This window comes from Streptomyces sp. YGL11-2 (genome assembly GCF_050054615.1).
Classification (GTDB): Bacteria; Actinomycetota; Actinomycetes; order Streptomycetales; family Streptomycetaceae; genus Streptomyces.
In genome coordinates, this window is the sequence record NZ_JBNHIN010000004.1 from 91,102 (window position 1) to 108,298 (window position 17,197).

Genomic DNA, 17,197 nt, shown 5'->3' on the forward strand with positions numbered 1-17,197 from the left:
TCAGCCAACGGACTACCCCTCAGTGGTGGGTCTTCGGGCGAGGGGTGGGGGGCGAGATCAGCAGCAGGGCGGCCAGCAGCAGCCCGTCTCCGCACTCGCGGGTGTCGCGGAAGACACCGTCCGGCTCTTCGGGGGACAGCAGCCCCTCGACTTCGGTGGTCAGGGCGGTGGTTTCGATCGGCGCTGTGCGATCCGTAACCATGCGATCAACTCCTTCGAGGAATGGGGTATCAGGCTTACATCCGCTATAAACCGCCGCAATCCGGACTAATGCCATCAGTGGATGGTCCTGGGGAGCCCCGATGTCGCGGTGTTGGCGGACCGGGCGCCGCCCCCTTCCCCAACTCCTCCACGAATCAAGAGAGTTGGCCGACGTGGCGCTACGCCCCGCGGACGTACGGCGTGGTCGTGCCGAGCGCGGCGAACCCCAGCCGGCGCAGAATCGGACTGCTCTGATCGGTGGCATCCACCTGCAGGTAGCGAACTCCCCGTGCGGCGGCGATTTCGGCGCGCCGGGCCACAAGTGCCCGGTAGACGCCCCGTCCACGCCAGGCGGGGAGCGTGCCGCCGCCCCACAGGCCCGCGAAGTCCGTCCCCGGCACCAGCTCCATGCGGGCCGCGGACACCGGGGTGCCGCCCGCCATCGCCACCGTCATGACGAGGGAGTCCGGATTCTGCGCGAGCCGGGCCAGCAGCCGCTGCCGCATTCGTGTGACGGACCTTCCGAAGACCTCTTCGTGGACCCGTACCACCAGCTCCACCCCCGCCGGACCGGTCACCGGCACGAGCCGTACCCCGGGTGGCGGACCGGCATCCGTGGCGAGGTCGCGCACCGGCGCCACCATCAGCGCCTCCGCGGGCTCCGGTACGAACCCGGCCGCCCGCAGCCGGTCGCCGAGGTCGGCGGGGCGGTCATGGGAGTACAGCTTCCACTCGCAGTCGCGTCCGAGGCCGGCGAAGTACCGGACCTGCGCCGCGATGGCCGGGCCGGCGGTGGACGCGTCGAGATCGGACCACAGGACGCCGTTCCAGTCGTCGGGCCCGCCGATCTGCCGCACCACTGGGCCGTCCCGCTCCACCCGGGCGCCGGGGGAGTCGGCGGGCGCCTCCCGGCGCAGCTGCCGGTCGAACAGGGCGAGCACCGCATCGTGATCCATCGGCCCATTCCAGCAGACGGCGCACAGCCCTGGCCGTCCCCGTCGCGGCGTCCTAAATTGATTGATGTCAAGCGACCAAAACTCCCCGGCCAGGTCGCGGGCATCGCCGGATCGTTCATCGGGCTGGTGCCGGGCGGGCCGCTCGGCCCGGCGGACTGGCGGCTGGTCTTCCTGGTGTCGGTGCCCTTCGGGCTGTTCGGCACGGTCCGGGCGTATCCGAAGCTGCGGGACACCGGCATCCGCACCCCGGCCCGGCTCGACCGGTGCTACGGCTTCACCCGGACACCGCTGTGGGCCGGGATCTACCTGATGTCGCTGCCCCTGGGCTTCCTGGTGGCCGGCCCGGTGTCCGGATGGGCCTCCGACCGGTTCGGGCGCGCACCGGTGGTCGCGGCCGGGGGTCTAGAGTGCGGGGGTGCCGTCGTACAGCATTGGTCAGGCAGCCCGGCTGCTGGGTGTGAGTTCGGAGTCCGTCCGCCGCTGGGCCGACGGCGGGCAGCTGCGGATGGACCGGGACGGCGCGGGCAACCGCGTGATCGACGGGGTGAGCCTGGCGGCGTTCGCCAAGGACCGGGCGGCGGGGCTGCATCCGGTGCCCGGCGAGATCCGTACGTCGGTGCGGAACGCGTTCGCCGGGATCGTCACCGCGGTCACCCTCGACGATGTGATCGCCCAGGTCGAGATCCAGTCCGGGCCGCACCGCGTGGTCTCGGTGGTCAGCCGGGAGGCCGTCGAGGAGCTGGGCATCGAGGTCGGGGTGGAGGCCACCGCCCGGGTGAAGTCGACCAATGTCCACATCGACCGGGCGGACGAGCGCAGTTGAGCCCGAGTGCCACCGGGGTCGGTTCCTCGGGTCTGTCCGATGAGCCGTGGCCGGGCCCGACCCTGACCCATCGGACAGACCCTAGCGGCACAGCAGCGCGGCATGCAGATCGAGCTTGTGGTCCAGCCGGGACAGGTCGCGGCCGGTGAGCGTCTCGATGCGCTGGATGCGGTAGTGGACGGTGTTGACGTGCAGGTGCAGCGTCTCGGCGGTACGCGCCCATGAGCCGTGCTGCGCGAGGAACACCTCCAGGGTCTCCAGCTGCATCCGGTGCGAGGTGCTGCGGCCGTGCGCCAGCGGGCCCAGGACCCGGCTGCTGAAGGCCCTACGAACCTCGGCGGGCACCCCGGCGAGCAGTGCGCCCAGGGTGGTGAGGTCGTCGACGCTGGTCACCCCGGCGGCCTCCGGCGCCGCCGACCGGGCCGCCGCGAGGGCGTAACGCGCCTGGTCCAGCGCGGAGTCGAGGCCCTCGGCGGTGGCCACCGGACCGCTGATCCCGGCGTGCAGCGGCGTCTGCGGACGGCAGCCGTGCAGCGCCGGCCACACCTCGGCGAGAGGGGTGCGGAGATCGGCGTCGGTGCCGGCGCGGACGATGGCGGCCGCCTCGCCGCCCGGCAGCCGGCCGGCCGCGAACGGCTCGCCGGGGGAGTGCCGCAGCGCCTCGGCCAGCGCGCTCAGTGCCTGGCCGGGCTCGTCGCCGTCCAGCGCGGCGACCACCACCCGGTACGGTCCGGTCGCGGGCAACCCGCAGGCGTGCAGGGCGGTTTCGAGGGCCGCGCCGTCGGCGGCGCCCGCGTCGGCGAGCGCCAGCAGCTCCTCGGCCGCCCGCCGCCGGGCCAACTGCCGCGGGGCGCCGTGGTGCCGGTGCTGGGCGATGACCTCGGCTATCTCGTGCAGTACCCGCGGCGGCGCGTCGGCCGCGCCGGGCAGATGCAGGAACCAGCCGTCGTACGGCCCGGCGTCCCCGTCGATCCGCAGGCTGGTGCCGGACGCCCCCGTCAGGTCCCGCGCCGCCCGGGTGGCCGGCAGGGCCGAGGCCGCCGGGGTGCGGGCGATCTCCCGGCCGGTCGCGGTCAGCACGTAGCAGGCCGGGCCGCCCAGATGCGCGAACGCCCGGTCCAGCAGGGCATCCGGGGCGGCGTCCTCGGCGAGCAGCCCGGCCAGTTCGGTCCGGACGTTCTCCGGCAGGGCGTAGTGATCGGTGGGGCGGCGGCTGAGGTCTCCCCACTGGCGCAGGTACACCGCCTCGGTGATGGCCCGGAAGGTGGTGTGCGCGGGGACCGCGAGCAGCGCGACGCCGTGTTCGCGGCAGGACTCGACGAGGACCTCGGGCACCGTGCCGTGGGTCTCCTCGCCGGCCAGCAGTGCGGCTGCCCCGGCGGCGGCCAGTGCCGACACGAAGCGGTCCGCCTTGGCTCGGCCATCCCCGGGCGTCCACCACACCAGCCCGCTCAGCACCAGCTCGCCCGGCTGGAGGAAGCGCGCCGGGTCCTCCAGGTCGGTGGCGGTGACCCCGCCGACCTCGCGGGTGAGCAGCGGGCCCTCGCCCCACAGGAGGGACAGATCGAGCGATGCGAGCTGGAGGAGATCGTGGACGTGCATGTGCTGGCTCCTTGTGCGGCTGCCGGGCGCGGAACCCGGCATCTCACATTCACGAGGTGAATGTGCGTGATGGCATCGTAAATGCAAGCCTCATAGACCCATAGTCCTCTTGGTTGATCCTCCAGGTACGGGCCGCGCCGTTGGTGCATTTTCCGTGCTGCGGACCAGTCGTGCGGACCGTCGCCGCGTTGCTTCACTCGGCGGCATGGATCTGAACACGGTGCTGGAGGTGCGCGATGCCCGGCAGCGCACTCCATGGCGCACCGGCGACGCCTGGCTGGGTGGCGGCACCTACCTCTTCTCCGAGCCGCAGCCGCACATCCGGCGGCTGGTGGACCTGAGCCGGATGGGCTGGGAGCCGGTCCGGCAGCTCCCGGACGGCTCGCTGGAGATCGCCGCGACCTGCACCATCTCGCAGCTCTCCCGCTTCGCGGCCACCTTCCGGGCCCCGGCGGCCCCCCTCTTCGAGCAGTGCTGCCGCGCCTTCCTGGCCTCGTTCAAGATCTGGAACATGGCGACCGTCGGCGGCAACCTCTGCAACGGCCTGCCCGCCGGCCCGATGATCTCGCTGACCGCCGCGCTCGACGGCAGCTGCCTGCTCCAGGCCCAGGACGGCTCGCTGCGCCGCACCAAGGTCGCCGACTTCATCACCGGCGCCGGCCGCAAGGACCTCGGCGACGGCGAGCTGCTCCGCTCGGTCACCCTGCCCGCGCGGGCGCTGACCTGCCGTACGGCGTTCCGCCAGGTCTCCCTCTACGGCCTCGGCCGCTCCGGCGCGCTGGTCATCGGCGCCCACGACCCGCTGGACGGCTCGCTGGCCGTCACCGTCACGGCCGCCACCGTACGGCCGTTCCGCCTCTGGTTCCCGGCACCGCCGGGCGCCGCCGCGCTGCGCGGCACCCTGGAGCGGGCGGTCGCCGACGACGAGTGGTTCGACGACATCCACGGACTGCCCGTCTGGCGGCGGCACATGGCGCTGCGGCTCGCCGAGGAGATCCGCTCCGAACTCACCCACGGCCAGGAACCCACCAGGGAGGGTGTCCGATGAGCTTCGCCATCCACGTCAACGACCGGCCCTTCGACGCCGAGCCCCGCCCCGGCCAGTGCCTGCGCACCTACCTCCGCGACCGCGGCTGGTTCGGGGTGAAGAAGGGCTGCGACGCCGGTGACTGCGGGGCCTGCACCGTCCATGTCGACGGCGAGCCGGTGCACAGCTGCCTCTACCCGGCGGTACGGGCCGAGGGCCGCCGGGTCACCACCGTCGAGGGCCTGGCCGAGCCGGACGGCGAACTCCACTCCGTACAGCGAAGGTTCCTCGACGCCCAGGGCTTCCAGTGCGGGTTCTGCACGGCCGGCTTCCTGATGACGACGGCGAAGCTGACCGAGGACCAACTCGGCGACCTCCCCCGGGCGTTGAAGGGCAACCTCTGCCGCTGCACCGGCTACCGCGCGATCGAGGACGCCATCCGCGGCGCCAAGCACGTCGAGGAACCCCGCCCCGGGCAGTCGGTCGGCCGCAACCTGGGCGCCCCGGCCGGGCCGCAGGTGGTCACCGGCACCGCCCGCTACACCTTCGACATCGAGGTCGAGGGGCTGCTCCACATGAAGCTGCTGCGCTCCCCGCACCCGCACGCCCGGATCGTCTCCATCGACACCGCGGCCGCGCTGCGCGTCCCCGGCGTGCACCTCGTCCTGACCCACCACGACGCCCCCGAGCGGCTGTTCTCCTCGGCCCGGCACGAGCACCCCACCGAGGACCCGGACGACACCCGGGTGCTGGACGACGTGGTCCGGTTCGTCGGGCAGCGGGTGGCCGCCGTGGTCGCCGACAGCGAGGGCGCCGCCGAGGAGGGCTGCCGCCGCATCGCCGTCGCGTACGAGCAACTGCCGTACGTCCTCGACCCGGAGGAGGCGATGCGCCCCGGCGCCCCGGTGATCCACCCCAAGGGCCCCGAGACCCGGATCGCCCGCGCCGGGAACAACGTCGTCGGCGAGGTGCACGGCGAGGTCGGCAGCGTCGAGGAGGGCTTCGCGGACGCCGACCTCGTCTACGAGGACACCTTCCGCACCCAGCGGGTGCAGCACGCCAGCCTGGAGACCCACGGCGCCCTCGCGTACTTCGAGGAGAAGGAGGACGGCGACGGCGAACGGATCGTGGTCCGCTCCAGCACCCAGGTCCCGTTCCTGACCCGGCGCGCCCTGTGCGCCCTCTACGACCTGCCGCAGGACGAGGTCCGGGTGGTCGCGGGCCGGGTCGGCGGCGGCTTCGGCGGCAAGCAGGAGATGCTGACCGAGGACATCGTCGTGCTGGCCGCGATGCGGCTGCACCGGCCGGTGAAGCTGGAGTTCACCCGCGCCGAGCAGTTCTTCGGCGCCACCACCCGGCACCCGTTCACCATCGGCATCAAGGCCGGCGCGAAGCGGGACGGCACCCTGACGGCCCTTCAGCTGCGGGTGGTCTCCAACACCGGCGCCTACGGCAACCACGGCCCCGCGGTGATGTTCCACAGCGTCGGCGAGTCGATGGCCGTCTACCGCGCGCCCCACAAGAAGGTCAACGCCTTCTCCGTCTACACCAATTGCGTCCCGGCCGGCGCGTTCCGCGGCTACGGCCTGGGCCAGGTCACCTTCGCGGTGGAGTCGGCGATGGACGAGCTGGCCCGGCGCCTGGGCATCGATCCGCTGGTCTTCCGGGAGCGCAACATCATCGGCCCCGGGGAGCACATGATCAGCCCCGGCGGCGAGGAGGAGGACCTGCACATCGCCAGCTACGGCCTCGACCAGTGCCTCACGGTCGTCCGTGACGCCATCGCCACCGACCGCAGCGCCGAGGACGCCCCCGAGGGCTGGCTGGTCGGCCAGGGCACCGCGATGTCGATGATCGCCACCGGACCGCCCGGCGGCCACTACGCCGACGCCACCGTGACGCTCCTGGAGGACGGCACGTACGACATCGCCGTCGGCACCGCGGAGTTCGGCAACGGCACCACCACCGTCCACAAGCAGATCACCGCCGGTGCGCTGGGCACCACCGTCGACCGGATCGCCATCCGGCAGTCCGACACCGACGTGGTGCGCCACGACACCGGCGCCTTCGGCTCGGCCGGCACGGTGGTGGCCGGCAAGGCGGTGATGAAGGCGGCCAACGGGCTGGCGGAGCGGATCCTGTCGTTCGCCGCGGAGCATGCCAGGACCCCGCGGAGCCTGTGCCGGCTGCTGGCGGACGCGGTGGAGTGCGACGGGCGGCCGGTCTCGCTCAAGGAACTCCACGAAGCCGCGCGGGAGAAGGAGGTGGAGCTGGCGGCGGCCGGGCACTGGGGCGGCTCACCCCGCTCGGTGGCCTTCAACGCCCAGTGGTTCCGGATCGCCGTGGACCCCGGCACTGGTGAGATCAGGATCCTGCGCAGCGTCCACTCGGCCGACGCCGGCAAGGTCATGAACCCGATGCAGTGCCGCGGCCAGGTCGAGGGCGGTGTGGCGCAGGCGCTCGGCGCGACCCTCTTCGAACAGGTCCTGGTCGACGGCGGCGGCAAGGTCCTCACCCCCGCCTTCCGCCGCTACCGGCTGCCCGCCTACGCCGATGTCCCGCGCACCGAGGTGCACTTCACGGAGACCTCGGACGCCATCGGCCCGCTGGGCGCCAAGTCGATGAGCGAGAGCCCGTTCAACCCGGTGGCTCCGGCCTTCGGCAACGCGCTGCGGGACGCCACCGGAGTGCGCTTCACCGAGGTGCCCTTCCTCCGCGACAAGGTGTGGCTGGCCCTGGAGGAGCACCGCGCCGCCGGCGGAGAAGAGGGCCGGCCGGCGCGGCAGCACCCCTCGCGCGAGGGGTCGGTGTGAGCGGCGGATGACCGGGGGCGGTGTGCTCGGGGGCCGTACCGGGGGCGGCCTCCGACATGCTGCCCTCTTGTCCGCTTTCCTCTCACTTACGCAAGGGAAACATACACCTGAGGATGGCAGATGTGATTGATTCACGGGACGATGGGGCATCACAGCAGGCAGCCACCCCGCGGACCGTCTCAAGGGGACCAGAATGAGCCGACTCAGCCCGCCGCCCCGCCCCGCCGCCGCACCCCTGCACGTCCCCGACGCCCCCCGGAGCTTCCTGATCAGCGGTCAGCTCCGCCGGCCGCTGGCCCTGACCGTCGCCGACCTGCGGGAGCGCTGGCCGCAGCGGCACGCCGCGGTGGTCTTCGACTGCGCCACGAACGGGCCGCAGCACCACACCTTCGACGGGCCGCTGCTGCGGGACGTCATGGACGACGCGGGGCCGGCTTTCGACGCCCGGCGCCGCAAGGACCGCTCCCGCTACCTGCTGACCGTCACCGGCGGGGACGGGCACCACACGGTGCTGTCCTGGGCCGAGATCGACGCCGACTTCGGCGACGCGCCGATCCTGCTGGCCACGGCGCTGGACGGCCGGCCGCTGGACGCGGCGGGCAGCCAGCTGGTGGTGCCGTCCGACCGCTGCGGGGCGCGCTACATCAGCGCGATCACCGGCATCTGGTGCGGGCCCTGCCCCGCGCCCCCGGAGCCGCTGTCATGGGCTTAGGGTCTGGCCCGGTCGGACAGGCCCTGGGGGTCGCCCGGCGGCTCAGCCCCGGCCGTCGGCGGCGAGCGCGATCTCGGTGGACTTGATCAGCGCGGTGACCTCGGCGCCGGCGGCCAGCTTCAGGTCCTCGGCGGCGTCCCTGGTGATCGCCGCCGTCAGCTCGCCGCCCGCGACCGCGACCTTGACCCCGGCCATGGCGCCGCCGGTGGCCACCTCGACGACGGTGCCCGGGAGCTGGTTGCGGATGCTCACCCCGACGACCGGGCCGGTGGACAGGGCGACCTCGGTGGATTTGATGAGGGTGCGGACCGCCGAACCGGCCGTGATGCCGAGGTCCTTGACCGCCTCCAGTGTGATGGCGGCGGTGATTTCCTGGCCGCCCGCAAGACGCACTTTGACGGTCGCCATGACTTCCCCGGGGGTGACGGAGAGGACGGTGCCGGGGATCTGGTTACGGATGCTCAGGCTCATGGGAAATGCCTCATCGCGAAGGGAAATTTCGGGAAATGTCCCGCTGTCTCTTCGCCACTTTAGCCGGGCAGTCGCATGGATTCCTTTTGGCATTCGGCCTTCGCTATAGGGACCGATAGGGCTCACGGCCCTCGGCATTCGGGACCTCCGGCCGCCCCGGCGGGCCATTGGCCCATCCTCCAATAAGGGTGGCATCTGCTATATAGCTTCGCCTTAAGAATTGTAAATGCGAGCCAATATCTCATATCTTGTGGCACATGCAGTCCTACACAATCGGCCAGGCGGCGCGTCTGCTGGGCGTCAGCCCGGACACCGCCCGCCGCTGGGCGGACGCCGGGAAGGTGGCCACCCACCGCGACGAGAGCGGTCGCCGCCTCATCGACGGCCGGGATCTCGCCGCCTTCTCCATCGAGGTCGGCCAGACCGCGGGCGGTGAGGAGGACGCCTCCTACACCTCCGCGCGCAACGCCTTCCCCGGCATCGTCACCGCCGTCAAGCTCGGCGACGTCGCCGCCCAGGTCGAGATCCAGGCCGGTCCGCACCGCCTGGTGTCCCTGCTGACCCGCGAGGCGGTGGAGGAGCTCGGCCTGGAGGTGGGGATGCAGGCCACCGCCCGGGTGAAATCCACCAGCGTGCACATCGACCGCACCTGAGCCGCCACCCAACCCCCCGCGGCACCACCGGCCGGTCCATCCCCCGTCGATCCCCACGACGGGACCGGCCACCCGCACCAGCGGCGTCGCCCGTCCACGGCGCGGCTATGTCCCCAACCGCTGGGGCGACCCCGTCGCCCCGCGTCCAAAGGAGTTCCGCACCATGTCCCACCTCTTCACCGCCCGCCGGGCCGCCGCCGCGATCGTCACCGCCACCCTCGTCGTCCCGCTCGCCGCCTGCGGCAGCAGCAGCGGCAAGAAGGACGGCGCCGACGCGTCCGGCGGCAGCACCGCCAAGACGGACCTCACGGTGCTCGCCGCCGCCTCGCTGACCGACGTCTTCAAGAAGGCCGGCGCCGTCTACGAGAAGGAGCACCCGGGCATCAAGCTCAACTTCTCCTTCGCCGGCTCCCAGGAGCTGGCCGCCCAGGTCAAGCAGGGCGCCCCCGCCGACGCCCTGGTCACCGCCGACACCAAGACCATGGACGGGCTCAGGGCGGACGCCGGCACGCCCACCGTCATCGCCAAGAACCGCCTGGTCATCGCCACCGGTCCGGGCAACCCGAAGAAGGTCGGCAGTCTCAAGGACCTCGCCGACAGCAAGCTGAAGGTCGTGCTGGCCGCCCCCGAGGTGCCGGTCGGCCGCTACAGCAAGAAGGTGCTCGACGCCCAGAAGCTGACCGTCAAGCCGGTCTCGCAGGAGCCCAACGTCCGCGCCGTCCTCAGCAAGGTCGAACTCGGTGAGGCGGACGCCGGCATCGTCTACAAGACGGACGCCGCCACCGCCCCGAAGAAGGTCGACGCGATCGACATCCCCGACGCGCAGAACGCCGTCGCCTCCTACCCGGCCGCGACCCTGAAGACCTCCCAGCACGCGGACGCGGCAGCCGCCTTCGTGAAGTGGCTCAGCACGCCGGAGGCGCAGCAGCTGCTCCAGCAGGCGGGCTTCCAGAAGCCGTAGCCGCCGCGGGCGTTCGGGACGGTCCGGCTCGGGGGAGCGGACCGCCCCGTACGCTTCCGCCGTCCGCCGGCCCGCACCGATCCCGGGAACCCCGATGACCCGCCTCCCCACCCCCGCCGCGCGCCTGGCGGGCAGGCTGCGCGCCCCCGGCGCCCGCACGCCCGTCGCGCTGGCCGCCCCGGCGCTGCTCGCCGTCGCGTTCCTGCTGCTGCCGCTGATCGGCATCCTGAGCCGTACCAGCTGGGGCGATATCGGCACCCATCTGACCACCCCGGGTGTGCTCGAAGCGCTCCGGCTGTCGCTGCTGGTCTCCTTCTGGGCGCTGGGGCTGTCCCTGCTCCTCGGCGTACCGCTCGCCTGGCTGCTGGCCCGGGTGGAGTTCCCCGGCAAGGCGCTGGTCCGCTCGCTGGTGCTGCTGCCGATGGTGCTGCCGCCGACCGTCGGCGGTGTCGCGCTGCTCCTCGGCTTCGGCCGCCGTGGAGTGCTCGGCCCCTGGCTGGAGAACACCTTCGGCATCGTGCTGCCGTTCCACACCTCCGGCGCGGTGGTCGCGGCCACCTTTGTCGCCATGCCGTTCCTGGTGATCAGCCTGGAGGGCACCCTCGCCGGGCTCCGCCTCAGCTACGAGGAGACCGCCGCCTCCCTGGGCGCCTCGCCGGTACGGGTCTTCTGCACCGTCACCCTTCCCATGGTCGCCCCCGGCCTGGTCGCCGGTGCCGCGCTGACCTGGGCCCGCGCGCTCGGCGAGTTCGGCGCGACCATCACCTTCGCAGGCAATCTGCCCGGCACCACCCAGACCCTGCCGCTCCAGGTCTACCTCCTGCTCCAGGACTCCCCGGAGGCCGCCACCTCCGTGTCGCTGCTGCTGCTCGTCATCGCCATGGCCGTGCTGATCTGCCTGCGGGGCCGCTGGACGGGCGGCGCCGACCGGGTCGGCCGCGCCGCGCGCCCCGCCGACACGTACGGTGAGGCGGACACCGGCACCGGCGGCGGGGCCGGTCCCGCACCGGCGCAGCCCGCCGCGCCGGACGCCCGACGGCGGGACGCGCCGCCCCCGGCGGCCGGCGGGCACTGGCCGCTGCACGCCGAGGTCAGCGGCTTCAACGAGCTGACCCTGAACGCCGAACCGGGCACCACCATCGCCGTCGTCGGCCCCAACGGGGCAGGCAAGACCACGCTGCTGCGCGCACTGCTCGGTCTCACCCCGCGCGCCCACGCCGCGCTGCGGCTGGGCGACACCGACGTCACCGCCCTGCCCCCGCACCGCCGCGGTGTCGCCTGGGTTCCCCAGGACGGCGCGCTCTTCCCGCACCTGTCGGCGCTGACCAACACCGCCTACGGACTGCGCGCCCACGGCGTCCCGCGCGCCGAGGCCCGGCGCGCCGCCCAGCAGTGGCTCGACCGGCTCGGCGTCGGCCACCTCGCCCACCGCAGGCCCGACCGGCTCTCCGGCGGCCAGGCCCAACGGGTCGCCCTGGCCCGGGCATTGGCCGCCCGGCCGCGGCTGCTGCTGCTCGACGAACCGCTGGCCGCACTCGACCAGACCACTCGCGCCCAGGTCCGCCACACCCTGCGCGGCCACCTCGCCGGCTTCGGCGGGGTCTGCCTGATCGTCACCCACGACCCCGTCGAGGCCGTCTCGCTCGCCGACCGCGTGCTGGTCCTGGAGGACGGGCGCGCCCTCCAGGACGCCCCGCCCGCCGAGGTCACCCGCCGCCCGCGCTCTCCCTGGGTGGCGCGGATGCTCGGCCGCAACGCCTGGCCGGGCACCGCCGACGGCGACCGGCTGGCGCTCGGCGGGGGCGGCCGGCTGGTCGTCGCCGACCGACTCCCTGACGGCGCACGGGCGTTGGCGATCATCGCGCCCGAGGCCGTCTCCGTCCACCTCGACCGGCCGTCGGGCAGCCCGCGCAACGTCTGGCCGGGCACCGTCCGGGAGATCACCGCGGCGGGCAGCCGGTTGCGCGTCCTGGTCACCTCGCCCGAGGTGCCCGACCTCGTCGCCGAGATCACCCCCTCGGCGGCCCTGGAACTCGGCCTCGCCGACGGCGTCGCCGTCTGGACCAGCGTCAAGGCCACCGAGGTCTCCTTGGTGACGCTCTGACGGCGGAGCCGGCCGGATCGTGCCGGCTCCGCCGTCGTATGCCGTGACGAGCTGCCGCGCGCCGGGGCGCACCGGGTCAGGAGACCGGCTCGACCGCCCGGCGGCGGCTCCGGCGGTGCTGCTCGGCCCAGTTCGCCAGCGCGGCCTCGCAGGCGTGGTCGAGATGGCGCAGACCACTCACGTCCAGTTCCACGTCCCGGTCGGCGGGCAGCGCCTCCAACTGGTCCAGCAGCCTGGGCAGCCGCAGGAAGGTGGCGTTGCCGACGGCCCGCACCCGGACGGGCCCGGCGGACTCCGGTGTGTGGACCTCCAGTTGGACCTGCGAGGTCTCCCAGGCGGTCTTGGCGACGGCCAGCAGCAGCCCGATCAGCACGCCCTCGAACATGTTCACCGTCACGATGGCGACCGCGGTCACGAACAGCACCACCGCCTCACCGCGGTGCTCCCGCCACAGCGGACGCAGCTCGCGCAGCGGGAGCAACTTCCAGCCGGCGTGCACCAGGACACCGGCCAGCGCGGCGACCGGCACCACACCCAGCGCGGCCGGGAACGCCGCCGCGAACAGCAGTAGCCACACCCCGTGCAGCACCCGCGACGCCCTGGTCCTGGCCCCCGCCTGGACGTTGGCGGCACTGCGGACGATCACCGCCGTCATCGGCAGCGCGCCCAGGATCCCGCACACCGTGTTCCCGGCCCCCTGGGCCATCAGCTCCTTGTCGTAGTCGGTACGGGGCCCGTCGTGCAGCCGGTCCACCGCCGCCGCGCTGAACAGCGACTCCGCCGACGCGATCAGCGCGAAGGCGAGCACCGTGCCCAGTACGCCGACATCGGTCAGCCGGCCGATGTCCGCCAGGCCGGGCGGCTGGATCGCGTCCAGCAGACCGCTGACCCGCACCCGGGCGACCGGCAGATCCAGCGCCCAGACCGCCGTCGTGGCCAGCGCGACCGCGGCCAGCGGCGCCGGCAGCACCCGCGCCGCGCGCCGCCAGCGCGGCCACAGCACCAGCACCGCGATGGTCCCGGCGCCGATCGCGAGCGCGGACAGCGCGGCGCCGGACCGGACGGTGTCGCCGATCAGCCGCGGCAGCGACCCGATGTTGGCGAGGCCGCCGCCCGGCGCCCTGGCGTCCGCGAGCGCGTAGAGCTGCCCGGCGATCAGGACCAGCCCGATGCCGGCCAGCATGCCCTGGACGACGGCGACCGAGATCGCCCGGAACCAGCGCCCCAACCCGAGCGCACCCATGGTCAGTTGGAGCACGCCGGCGGCCAGTACGAGGGCTCCCAGCGCGCCGAGGCCGTACTCCTTGACCGCCTCGAAGACCAGCACCGTCAGTCCGGCGGCCGGGCCGCTGACCTGCAGGCTGCTGCCGGGGAGCAGACCGGTGAGCAGCCCGCCGACGACGCCGGTGATCAGCCCCAGCTCCGCCGGTACGCCGGACGCCACGGCCACCCCCACGCACAGCGGGACGGCGACGAGAAAGACCACGAGGGAGGCGGTGAAGTCCGCCCGGAGGAAGGGGAATCGCTGCATGACGCGGGCACCCGCCTTCACAGCGGGAGGAACGCGTCGGTGGCCGGCTGATGGGCGGACACCGAACCGGTGTGCACCTCGTAGAACCAGCCGTGCAGCCGCACCTCGCCGGCGTCCAGCCGCTCCCGTACGCAGGGGTAGCCGCGCAGCCGCGCCACCTGCTGGGTCACATGCCGCTGGACGGCCGCGGCGGCGGCCGGTTCGCCGTCGGCCGGCAGGTCGTCGGACAACTGGAGCGCCAGCCAGTCCCGTACGGCGGGCGCACCGCTCAGATCCTCGCGGCGGGCCTTGGCGCCGACCGCGCCGCAGTGCGAGTGGCCGCAGACGACGATGTCGGCCACCCGCAGCACCCGCATCGCGTATTCGATGGTGGCGGCCTCCGAACTGGCCGCCATCCCCTCCTGGTAGACGGGCACGGCGTTGCCGGCCGTGCGGAGTTCGAAGAGTTCGCCGGGTCGGGCCCCGGTGATCAGGGACGGTATGACCCGGGAGTCGGAGCAGGTGATGAACAGGGCGAGGGGGGACTGGCCGTCGGCGAGCCGCCCGAAGGTCTCCCGTTCCTCACTGCGGTCGGCGATACGGGCCGTCAGGCCCCGGGCATGCTGGATGAAGGTCTCCACGAGGAGGTCTCCTGCTGATGAGTGATGCCATCGTGGGGATGGCGGGAACGTGCGGCGCGAGGTGGTGGAGCCCGGCGGCGAGACCGGCCACCACGGCCGCCCTCAGCAGCGGAAGACGCAGTGCAGGAGCGGGAGTCGGTCCGGTCTCGATGCCGCCGCGGTGGTGAGGCCGGCGGCCCGAGGGGTCGCGGCGTCGGGGGCGCTCGCCGGATCGGCGCCGTAGCCGGGCCGCGTACGGCGGGTCGGCGCCGCGTCCGCCGAGGACGGCGCGGGGCGCCGCGGTCCGCCGCGCCCGGTCTCGCGCTGGGGGTGCTTCTCCTCTTCGGAACTGGCTTTGGCGGACGGTGCGTTACCCGCGGACTTGAGCGCGGAGCCGGCGGGAAGGGCGGGCCTGGCCGTGCACGGGGAGGCCGCCGCGCCCAACAGGAAGGCCAGGATGACGGCGAGGGCGGTCAGCGGCATACGGAGCCGGGCCGTCAGGCGGGATATCCCCGCCGCTCCGGTGTCCGTCCGCCGCATCGCTCTCCGCCTACTCGCTGCTCGCTACTCGTTCGTCGCCCGTCGGGTGAGGGCCGGCCGTTCACCGTGCCCCAGCCGGGCGGTCGCCCGCTCTCTCACAGTGCAGCATCCAGGTTTCCAGCGGGATAACAGGACATGACGTCATGTTGCGGAGATTCCATGATTTATGCGTGTCGTTGCCGTCCTGGTAGGTGTCACCGCCCGTCCGCGTGCGGCGGGGCGACCGCGGCGAGCACACCGGCGGCCGGCAGCGTCACACCGGACGCGGCGGCCACCGGGTGCCGGCCGTGAACCGGGCGCCGGGCACCCCGGCCGGTCCGGTCGGGCCCGGCATCTCCTGCCCCTCCTGGTGCTCAAGCGGCCGGCGGTTCCAGTGCGGCGATGTCCGCCAGGGACAGCCCCAGGTGCCGGTGGAGGAAGCGGACGATCGTCCAGTGCGGCAGCGCGTCCTGGTCGAACGGCCCGAACTCCCGGCAGTACAAGGGAATCCAGCGCAGCGCCTCGTCCAGCACCTGCTCACGGCCGGGCGCTGCCTGGTAGTCCTCGTAGGCGATGCTCCGGTGCTCGATGAGGAACCGGCCCGGGAGCCGCTCCTCGCACAGGGCCCGGTATTCGCGGGTCTGGAGAATGAGGTAGTGCCAGATCTCGTCGATGTCCTGCTCGACGGGGAGGAAGAGCCCGCTGAGCCGGTCGCGGTGCCGGGAGACGAGAAAGAGATAACGCAGGCATTCCAGCACCTGGCGCTCCACGAACTCCTGTGGTGCATCGCTCTTTTCGGCGAAATGATCCACGACTTCGCGGTACATCTCCGCGCCGAGCAGGTCCGTCAGCTGGTCGGCGGATATCGGCGCGGTGCCGGTCATGCTTCTCCTTGCGCGAGCCAGGCGTATTTGCCCGACTTCCCGATGGGGATGTGCGTACGGTGGTCGAGTCGGCAGAGCCGCCCGGTGAGTTCGGTGAGACCGCGCTCCAGCGCCACGGTGTCGACCGGCCCGAGGGGCCTGCCGTTGAAGGTCGTGTACGCCAGCCGGGCCTCGGTGGCGCCGGTCGGCCGCAGCTGGTGGACGAAGACCTGCGGTGTCACCTCGCTGATGCTCCGGTCCAGGTCGCCCTGGGCGACCGGGCCGTGCCGGGTGTCCAGCAACTCCGTTTGCCGGCCGCAGAACTGGGAGATCCGTTCCGGATCGGGGGAGTCGTCCACCGTCCGTACGAGGTCGCCCGTGCGGTACCGGATCAGGGGCATATGGGGATTGCGCACGCTGGAGACGATGAGCTGGTGGATCGTGCTGTCCGGCGCGATCGGATGGAGTTCGACGCTCATTTTGTCGAGGTGCGGCCGGTAATTCCCCCGGCGGTCGCTGGAGAAGAGATAGCCGAGTTCGGTGCTGCCGAAGAGGTCGATGATCGGGCAGGCGAAGTGCTGGTGCAGAAAGCGCCGTACGTTCACCGGGGTGTATTCGTAGGCGTGAATGATGCTGGCCGGCGGCGCGAAGTCGTCCCACAGCCCCCATTCGCCGACCTTGCGGACCAGATGCGCCAGGTGGTAGCCGGAGCAGTCGAGGTGGTACAGGCCCTGCGGATGCGATTCCCGGGCGGCCTCGATCTCACCGAGCATCCGCACCACGTCGTCGCGCTCCCACCGCGCCGGATCCAGCCGCAGATTGAGGTAGCAGGTCCGGTCGTCGAGCCGACGGTCGGCCGGCGGCGGCACCGGTTCCGGCGGTACGCCGCGCTTGACCGCGTTGATCCGCGCGACGTGCTCCGTCGCCAGCACTGTCGTCAGCGAGACCCGCCGGCAGCCGGATGCCCAGGTGTCGGCGATGTCCGGGTGCTCGCTCCACAGCCGGTAGTAGGAGTGCAGGAGGAAGTACGGGGGCCGGATGAGCTGCATCCGGGCGTGGTGGGTGCCGGTGGAGAGCACGAACTCGGCCTCGCCGGACTCCAGCGCGGCGGCCAGGCGGGGCGTCATCCAGTTGTCGGGGAAGCCGCGCGCGATCTCCGGCTTGTCGAGGATCGGGAAGTGGCCCTTGGCCAGTGACTCGCGGTAGATCGGAATGTCGCGGATCTGCTCGATGACCTCGGCGGTCGGCTGACCTTCCATGGAATCCCTCTGTGCTCGAACGATGGGTGCCGCGTCCCGAATCCGGGCGCGGGGCCCGGCGGCGGGCCCGGCGGCGGGCCCGGCGGCGGGGGGAGTCGCCACC

The 17,197-nt window shown here is 72.8% G+C and carries 16 protein-coding genes and 1 pseudogene; 8 read left to right on the forward strand and 9 right to left on the reverse strand.

Annotated features, from left to right (window positions below):
* Positions 1-19: 19 nt before the first annotated feature.
* On the reverse strand, positions 20-202 hold the full coding sequence (locus ACO1BR_RS06770; protein WP_426794090.1) for a hypothetical protein: 183 nt from the start codon (positions 200-202) through the stop codon (positions 20-22).
* 178 nt (positions 203-380) lie between these two features.
* Positions 381-1,157: a GNAT family N-acetyltransferase gene (locus ACO1BR_RS06775; protein WP_426794091.1), complete on the reverse strand. Its 777-nt coding sequence runs from the start codon at positions 1,155-1,157 to the stop codon at positions 381-383.
* A 90-nt stretch (positions 1,158-1,247) separates the two neighbouring features.
* Between ACO1BR_RS06775 and ACO1BR_RS06780 the strand changes: the two are divergent.
* Positions 1,248-1,562, forward strand: a pseudogene (locus ACO1BR_RS06780) (hypothetical protein); the annotation flags it as partial.
* Between the two features lie 10 nt (positions 1,563-1,572).
* Complete coding sequence (locus ACO1BR_RS06785) at positions 1,573-1,980, forward strand: TOBE domain-containing protein (protein WP_426794092.1); 408 nt, start codon at positions 1,573-1,575, stop codon at positions 1,978-1,980.
* An 81-nt stretch (positions 1,981-2,061) separates the two neighbouring features.
* Here the strand turns inward: ACO1BR_RS06785 and ACO1BR_RS06790 are convergent, their stop codons facing one another.
* Complete coding sequence (locus tag ACO1BR_RS06790; RefSeq protein WP_426794093.1) at positions 2,062-3,582, reverse strand: helix-turn-helix domain-containing protein; 1,521 nt, start codon at positions 3,580-3,582, stop codon at positions 2,062-2,064.
* Between the two features lie 205 nt (positions 3,583-3,787).
* Between ACO1BR_RS06790 and ACO1BR_RS06795 the strand changes: the two genes are divergently transcribed.
* From ACO1BR_RS06795 to ACO1BR_RS06805, 3 genes are all read left to right on the forward strand, one after another.
* Complete coding sequence (locus ACO1BR_RS06795; protein WP_426794094.1) at positions 3,788-4,630, forward strand: FAD binding domain-containing protein; 843 nt, start codon at positions 3,788-3,790, stop codon at positions 4,628-4,630.
* Positions 4,627-7,422 (forward strand): molybdopterin-dependent oxidoreductase, encoded by a 2,796-nt coding sequence (locus ACO1BR_RS06800; RefSeq protein ID WP_426794095.1) that lies wholly within the window; start codon positions 4,627-4,629, stop codon positions 7,420-7,422. Before ACO1BR_RS06795 ends, ACO1BR_RS06800 begins: the two co-directional genes overlap by 4 nt.
* Positions 7,423-7,615: 193 nt before the next feature.
* Complete coding sequence (locus tag ACO1BR_RS06805; RefSeq protein WP_426794096.1) at positions 7,616-8,134, forward strand: molybdopterin-dependent oxidoreductase; 519 nt, start codon at positions 7,616-7,618, stop codon at positions 8,132-8,134.
* 42 nt (positions 8,135-8,176) lie between these two features.
* On the opposite strand, the gene ACO1BR_RS06810 is transcribed toward ACO1BR_RS06805, so the two are convergent.
* On the reverse strand, positions 8,177-8,605 hold the full coding sequence (locus ACO1BR_RS06810; RefSeq protein ID WP_426794097.1) for a TOBE domain-containing protein: 429 nt from the start codon (positions 8,603-8,605) through the stop codon (positions 8,177-8,179).
* A 257-nt stretch (positions 8,606-8,862) separates the two neighbouring features.
* Between ACO1BR_RS06810 and ACO1BR_RS06815 the strand changes: the two genes are divergently transcribed.
* From ACO1BR_RS06815 to ACO1BR_RS06825, 3 genes are all read left to right on the forward strand, one after another.
* Complete coding sequence (locus ACO1BR_RS06815) at positions 8,863-9,258, forward strand: TOBE domain-containing protein (RefSeq protein ID WP_426794098.1); 396 nt, start codon at positions 8,863-8,865, stop codon at positions 9,256-9,258.
* 163 nt (positions 9,259-9,421) lie between these two features.
* A complete protein-coding gene (modA, locus tag ACO1BR_RS06820) occupies positions 9,422-10,219 on the forward strand; it encodes a molybdate ABC transporter substrate-binding protein (protein ID WP_426794099.1) in 798 nt (265 codons plus the stop codon).
* Positions 10,220-10,313: 94 nt separating this feature from the next.
* Positions 10,314-12,323 carry an ABC transporter permease gene (locus tag ACO1BR_RS06825; RefSeq protein WP_426794100.1) on the forward strand — a complete coding sequence of 670 codons (2,010 nt, stop codon included), beginning with the start codon at positions 10,314-10,316 and terminating at the stop codon, positions 12,321-12,323.
* Between the two features lie 76 nt (positions 12,324-12,399).
* Here the strand turns inward: ACO1BR_RS06825 and ACO1BR_RS06830 are convergent, their stop codons facing one another.
* The 5 genes from ACO1BR_RS06830 to ACO1BR_RS06850 form a co-directional block, all read right to left on the reverse strand.
* The gene (locus ACO1BR_RS06830; protein WP_426794101.1) at positions 12,400-13,854 is read right to left on the reverse strand and encodes a SulP family inorganic anion transporter; all 1,455 of its coding nucleotides are present in this window, start codon (positions 13,852-13,854) and stop codon (positions 12,400-12,402) included.
* Positions 13,855-13,871: 17 nt separating this feature from the next.
* The gene (locus tag ACO1BR_RS06835; protein ID WP_426794102.1) at positions 13,872-14,474 is read right to left on the reverse strand and encodes a carbonic anhydrase; all 603 of its coding nucleotides are present in this window, start codon (positions 14,472-14,474) and stop codon (positions 13,872-13,874) included.
* Positions 14,475-14,576: 102 nt separating this feature from the next.
* Positions 14,577-14,993 carry a hypothetical protein gene (locus ACO1BR_RS06840; protein WP_426794103.1) on the reverse strand — a complete coding sequence of 139 codons (417 nt, stop codon included), beginning with the start codon at positions 14,991-14,993 and terminating at the stop codon, positions 14,577-14,579.
* 353 nt (positions 14,994-15,346) lie between these two features.
* Positions 15,347-15,856, reverse strand: coding sequence for a hypothetical protein (locus tag ACO1BR_RS06845; RefSeq protein ID WP_426794104.1), 510 nt, complete (start codon positions 15,854-15,856; stop codon positions 15,347-15,349).
* Positions 15,853-17,094, reverse strand: a complete 1,242-nt coding sequence (locus ACO1BR_RS06850; protein WP_426794105.1) for a hypothetical protein — start codon at positions 17,092-17,094, stop codon at positions 15,853-15,855. Before ACO1BR_RS06850 ends, ACO1BR_RS06845 begins: the two co-directional genes overlap by 4 nt.
* Positions 17,095-17,197 lie beyond the last annotated feature (103 nt).

Excerpts from the sequence above, each read along its gene's own strand:
- ACO1BR_RS06770 (WP_426794090.1), bottom strand. The coding sequence starts at position 202 with ATGGTTACGGATCGCACAGCGCCGATCGAAACCACCGCCCTGACCACC.
- ACO1BR_RS06775 (WP_426794091.1), bottom strand. The coding sequence starts at position 1,157 with ATGGATCACGATGCGGTGCTCGCCCTGTTCGACCGGCAGCTGCGCCGG.
- ACO1BR_RS06790 (WP_426794093.1), bottom strand. The coding sequence starts at position 3,582 with ATGCACGTCCACGATCTCCTCCAGCTCGCATCGCTCGATCTGTCCCTC.
- ACO1BR_RS06795 (WP_426794094.1), top strand. The coding sequence starts at position 3,788 with ATGGATCTGAACACGGTGCTGGAGGTGCGCGATGCCCGGCAGCGCACT.
- ACO1BR_RS06800 (WP_426794095.1), top strand. The coding sequence starts at position 4,627 with ATGAGCTTCGCCATCCACGTCAACGACCGGCCCTTCGACGCCGAGCCC.
- ACO1BR_RS06805 (WP_426794096.1), top strand. The coding sequence starts at position 7,616 with ATGAGCCGACTCAGCCCGCCGCCCCGCCCCGCCGCCGCACCCCTGCAC.
- ACO1BR_RS06810 (WP_426794097.1), bottom strand. The coding sequence starts at position 8,605 with ATGAGCCTGAGCATCCGTAACCAGATCCCCGGCACCGTCCTCTCCGTC.
- ACO1BR_RS06815 (WP_426794098.1), top strand. The coding sequence starts at position 8,863 with ATGCAGTCCTACACAATCGGCCAGGCGGCGCGTCTGCTGGGCGTCAGC.
- modA (WP_426794099.1), top strand. The coding sequence starts at position 9,422 with ATGTCCCACCTCTTCACCGCCCGCCGGGCCGCCGCCGCGATCGTCACC.
- ACO1BR_RS06825 (WP_426794100.1), top strand. The coding sequence starts at position 10,314 with ATGACCCGCCTCCCCACCCCCGCCGCGCGCCTGGCGGGCAGGCTGCGC.
- ACO1BR_RS06830 (WP_426794101.1), bottom strand. The coding sequence starts at position 13,854 with ATGCAGCGATTCCCCTTCCTCCGGGCGGACTTCACCGCCTCCCTCGTG.
- ACO1BR_RS06840 (WP_426794103.1), bottom strand. The coding sequence starts at position 14,993 with ATGCGGCGGACGGACACCGGAGCGGCGGGGATATCCCGCCTGACGGCC.
- ACO1BR_RS06845 (WP_426794104.1), bottom strand. The coding sequence starts at position 15,856 with ATGACCGGCACCGCGCCGATATCCGCCGACCAGCTGACGGACCTGCTC.
- ACO1BR_RS06850 (WP_426794105.1), bottom strand. The coding sequence starts at position 17,094 with ATGGAAGGTCAGCCGACCGCCGAGGTCATCGAGCAGATCCGCGACATT.